Raw genomic sequence first — 5377 nt, forward strand, 5'->3', positions numbered from 1 at the left:
GATCGGGGGTTTTGGTATAGGTGCTTGACGATGACCTACTCTCACATGGGGAAACCCCACACTACCATCGGCGATGCATCGTTTCACTACTGAGTTCGGGATGGGATCAGGTGGTTCCAATGCTCTATGGTCGTCAAGCGATTCAGCTGAGATGTCGTGCTGCTTACGCGGCTCGCTACCTCGAATTGGGTATGTGATAATGGTTTTGCAGTTCTTACAAATTTTCGGCTGTTGCAGTCTTCATAGAGACACGCAAACATCAAATTGTTTGGGTGTTATATGGTCAAGCCTCACGGGCAATTAGTATTGGTTAGCTCAACGCCTCACAGCGCTTACACACCCAACCTATCAACGTCGTAGTCTTCGACGGCCCTTTAGGGAACTCAAGGTTCCAGTGAGATCTCATCTCGAGGCAAGTTTCCCGCTTAGATGCTTTCAGCGGTTATCTTTTCCGAACATAGCTACCCGGCAATGCCACTGGCGTGACAACCGGAACACCAGAGGTTCGTCCACTCCGGTCCTCTCGTACTAGGAGCAGCCCCTCTCAAATCTCAAACGTCCACGGCAGATAGGGACCGAACTGTCTCACGACGTTCTAAACCCAGCTCGCGTACCACTTTAAATGGCGAACAGCCATACCCTTGGGACCGGCTTCAGCCCCAGGATGTGATGAGCCGACATCGAGGTGCCAAACACCGCCGTCGATATGAACTCTTGGGCGGTATCAGCCTGTTATCCCCGGAGTACCTTTTATCCGTTGAGCGATGGCCCTTCCATACAGAACCACCGGATCACTAAGACCTACTTTCGTACCTGCTCGACGTGTCTGTCTCGCAGTCAAGCGCGCTTTTGCCTTTATACTCTACGACCGATTTCCGACCGGTCTGAGCGCACCTTCGTACTCCTCCGTTACTCTTTAGGAGGAGACCGCCCCAGTCAAACTACCCACCATACACTGTCCTCGATCCGGATAACGGACCAGAGTTAGAACCTCAAGGTTACCAGGGTGGTATTTCAAGGTTGGCTCCACGCGAACTGGCGTCCACGCTTCAAAGCCTCCCACCTATCCTACACAAGTAAACTCAAAGTCCAGTGCAAAGCTATAGTAAAGGTTCACGGGGTCTTTCCGTCTAGCCGCGGATACACTGCATCTTCACAGCGATTTCAATTTCACTGAGTCTCGGGTGGAGACAGCGCCGCCATCGTTACGCCATTCGTGCAGGTCGGAACTTACCCGACAAGGAATTTCGCTACCTTAGGACCGTTATAGTTACGGCCGCCGTTTACCGGGGCTTCGATCAAGAGCTTCGCGTTAGCTAACCCCATCAATTAACCTTCCGGCACCGGGCAGGCGTCACACCCTATACGTCCACTTTCGTGTTTGCAGAGTGCTGTGTTTTTAATAAACAGTCGCAGCGGCCTGGTATCTTCGACCGGCATGGGCTTACGCAGTAAATGCTTCACCCTCACCGGCGCACCTTCTCCCGAAGTTACGGTGCCATTTTGCCTAGTTCCTTCACCCGAGTTCTCTCAAGCGCCTTGGTATTCTCTACCTAACCACCTGTGTCGGTTTGGGGTACGGTTCCTAATTACCTGAAGCTTAGAAGCTTTTCCTGGAAGCATGGCATCAACCACTTCGTCATCTAAAAGATAACTCGTCATCAGTTCTCGGCCTTGATTTCCCGGATTTACCTAAGAAATCAGCCTACCACCTTAAACACGGACAACCAACGCCGTGCTGGCCTAGCCTTCTCCGTCCCTCCATCGCAGTAATTAGAAGTACGGGAATATTAACCCGTTTCCCATCGACTACGCATTTCTGCCTCGCCTTAGGGGCCGACTCACCCTGCGTCGATTAACGTTGCGCAGGAAACCTTGGTCTTTCGGCGTGGGAGTTTTTCACTCCCATTGTCGTTACTCATGTCAGCATTCGCACTTCTGATACCTCCAGCAAGCTTCTCAACTCACCTTCACAGGCTTACAGAACGCTCCTCTACCGCTCATCCTAAGATGAACCCGTAGCTTCGGTGTATGGTTTGAGCCCCGTTACATCTTCCGCGCAGGCCGACTCGACTAGTGAGCTATTACGCTTTCTTTAAAGGGTGGCTGCTTCTAAGCCAACCTCCTAGCTGTCTAAGCCTTCCCACATCGTTTCCCACTTAACCATAACTTTGGGACCTTAGCTGACGGTCTGGGTTGTTTCCCTTTTCACGACGGACGTTAGCACCCGCCGTGTGTCTCCCGTGCTGACACTTGTTGGTATTCGGAGTTTGCATCGGTTTGGTAAGTCGGGATGACCCCCTAGCCGAAACAGTGCTCTACCCCCAACAGTGATACACGAGGCGCTACCTAAATAGCTTTCGAGGAGAACCAGCTATCTCCGAGCTTGATTAGCCTTTCACTCCGATCCACAGGTCATCCGCTAACTTTTCAACGGTAGTCGGTTCGGTCCTCCAGTTAGTGTTACCCAACCTTCAACCTGCCCATGGATAGATCGCCCGGTTTCGGGTCTATACCCAGCGACTGTCGCCCTATTAAGACTCGCTTTCGCTACGCCTCCCCTATTCGGTTAAGCTCGCCACTGAATATAAGTCGCTGACCCATTATACAAAAGGTACGCAGTCACCCAACAAAGTGGGCTCCCACTGCTTGTACGCATACGGTTTCAGGATCTATTTCACTCCCCTCTCCGGGGTTCTTTTCGCCTTTCCCTCACGGTACTAGTTCACTATCGGTCAGTCAGTAGTATTTAGCCTTGGAGGATGGTCCCCCCATATTCAGACAAAGTTTCTCGTGCTCCGTCCTACTCGATTTCATTGATAAGAGAATTTCGTGTACGGGGCTATCACCCACTACGGCGGCACTTTCCAGAGCCTTCCACTATTCTCAAATCAACTTAAGGGCTAGTCCCCGTTCGCTCGCCACTACTAAGGGAATCTCGGTTGATTTCTATTCCTCAGGGTACTTAGATGTTTCAGTTCCCCTGGTTCGCCTTACACACCTATGTATTCAGTGTGTAATAACCAGCTTATGCTGGCTGGGTTCCCCCATTCAGAGATCTCCGGATCAAAGTCTGTTTGCCGACTCCCCGGAGCTTATCGCAGGCTACAACGTCTTTCATCGCCTCTGACTGCCAAGGCATCCACCGTATGCGCTTCTTCACTTGACCATATAACCCCAAGCAATCTGGTTACTGTCTCTAACGTGAAGACGACATTCGCCGAAAATTTGCAATTGAGAACTACAAATTTTACCTTGACCAAATTAATTACCAGTGAAAGTAATTAATCAGTCACTTCTATCACATACCCAAATTTTTAAAGAACGATTTTCTTACTGGTCAAAGACCAGAAATCAACATTCAACTACTTACAGTAGGAATATTCATTTCTGAACTCTTAACGAGGCTGTATATGGTGGAGCCAAGCGGGATCGAACCGCTGACCTCCTGCGTGCAAGGCAGGCGCTCTCCCAGCTGAGCTATGGCCCCATATTCTTACAAGGCCAAACCCCACAACAATTGGTGGGTCTGGGCAGATTCGAACTGCCGACCTCACCCTTATCAGGGGTGCGCTCTAACCAACTGAGCTACAGACCCAATCGTCTTTCGCAATGAATCAAGCAATTCGTGTGGGAACTTATGAAGAAGCTGAAGTCTTCGATTAAGGAGGTGATCCAGCCGCAGGTTCCCCTACGGCTACCTTGTTACGACTTCACCCCAGTCATGAATCACACCGTGGTAACCGTCCCCCTTGCGGTTAGACTAGCTACTTCTGGTGCAACCCACTCCCATGGTGTGACGGGCGGTGTGTACAAGGCCCGGGAACGTATTCACCGTGACATTCTGATTCACGATTACTAGCGATTCCGACTTCACGCAGTCGAGTTGCAGACTGCGATCCGGACTACGATCGGTTTTATGGGATTAGCTCCACCTCGCGGCTTGGCAACCCTTTGTACCGACCATTGTAGCACGTGTGTAGCCCTGGCCGTAAGGGCCATGATGACTTGACGTCATCCCCACCTTCCTCCGGTTTGTCACCGGCAGTCTCCTTAGAGTTCCCACCATTACGTGCTGGTAACTAAGGACAAGGGTTGCGCTCGTTACGGGACTTAACCCAACATCTCACGACACGAGCTGACGACAGCCATGCAGCACCTGTGTCTGAGTTCCCGAAGGCACCAATCTATCTCTAGAAAGTTCTCAGCATGTCAAGGCCAGGTAAGGTTCTTCGCGTTGCTTCGAATTAAACCACATGCTCCACCGCTTGTGCGGGCCCCCGTCAATTCATTTGAGTTTTAACCTTGCGGCCGTACTCCCCAGGCGGTCAACTTAATGCGTTAGCTGCGCCACTAAGAGTTCAAGACTCCCAACGGCTAGTTGACATCGTTTACGGCGTGGACTACCAGGGTATCTAATCCTGTTTGCTCCCCACGCTTTCGCACCTCAGTGTCAGTATCAGTCCAGGTGGTCGCCTTCGCCACTGGTGTTCCTTCCTATATCTACGCATTTCACCGCTACACAGGAAATTCCACCACCCTCTACCGTACTCTAGCTCAGCAGTTTTGAAAGCAGTTCCCAGGTTGAGCCCGGGGATTTCACTTCCAACTTACTGAACCACCTACGCGCGCTTTACGCCCAGTAATTCCGATTAACGCTTGCACCCTTCGTATTACCGCGGCTGCTGGCACGAAGTTAGCCGGTGCTTATTCTGTCGGTAACGTCAAAGTAGCAACGTATTAAGTTACTACCCTTCCTCCCAACTTAAAGTGCTTTACAATCCGAAGACCTTCTTCACACACGCGGCATGGCTGGATCAGGCTTTCGCCCATTGTCCAATATTCCCCACTGCTGCCTCCCGTAGGAGTCTGGACCGTGTCTCAGTTCCAGTGTGACTGATCATCCTCTCAGACCAGTTACGGATCGTCGCCTTGGTGAGCCATTACCTCACCAACTAGCTAATCCGACCTAGGCTCATCTAATGGCGCGAGGCCCGAAGGTCCCCCGCTTTCTCCCGTAGGACGTATGCGGTATTAGCGTCCGTTTCCGAACGTTATCCCCCACCACTAGGCAGATTCCTAGGCATTACTCACCCGTCCGCCGCTCTCAAGAGAAGCAAGCTCCTCTCTACCGCTCGACTTGCATGTGTTAGGCCTGCCGCCAGCGTTCAATCTGAGCCATGATCAAACTCTTCAGTTCAATACTGCTTGGGTTTTGAGAAAACCCTAAACTTAGCTCAGCAATCGTTGGTTACATCTTTGATTTCTCGCGGAGTAACTTGTGATGCTGATAATCTTGCGACTAGCAGTCTTACCTCACAAGCACCCACACGAATTGCTTGATTCAGTTGTTAAAGAGCGGTGGTTAAGTCTTTCG

At 51.1% G+C, this 5377-nt stretch carries 2 tRNA genes and 3 rRNA genes; all 5 read right to left on the reverse strand.

Annotated features, from left to right (window positions below):
• Window positions 1-22 precede the first annotated feature (22 nt).
• Window positions 23-138, reverse strand: a 5S ribosomal RNA gene (gene rrf, locus HBN63_RS21215).
• A 141-nt stretch (window positions 139-279) separates the two neighbouring features.
• Window positions 280-3169, reverse strand: a 23S ribosomal RNA gene (locus tag HBN63_RS21220).
• 245 nt (window positions 3170-3414) lie between these two features.
• Window positions 3415-3490: transfer RNA gene (locus tag HBN63_RS21225), tRNA-Ala, on the reverse strand.
• A gap of 31 nt (window positions 3491-3521) precedes the next feature.
• Window positions 3522-3598: transfer RNA gene (locus HBN63_RS21230), tRNA-Ile, on the reverse strand.
• 65 nt (window positions 3599-3663) lie between these two features.
• A 16S ribosomal RNA gene (locus HBN63_RS21235) occupies window positions 3664-5200 on the reverse strand.
• Together the 16S, 23S and 5S rRNA genes with 2 tRNA genes alongside form the textbook arrangement of a ribosomal RNA operon.
• Window positions 5201-5377: the final 177 nt, after the last annotated feature.

The organism is Pseudomonas sp. WS 5011 (assembly GCF_012985775.1).
Classification (GTDB): domain Bacteria; phylum Pseudomonadota; class Gammaproteobacteria; order Pseudomonadales; family Pseudomonadaceae; genus Aquipseudomonas; species Aquipseudomonas peli.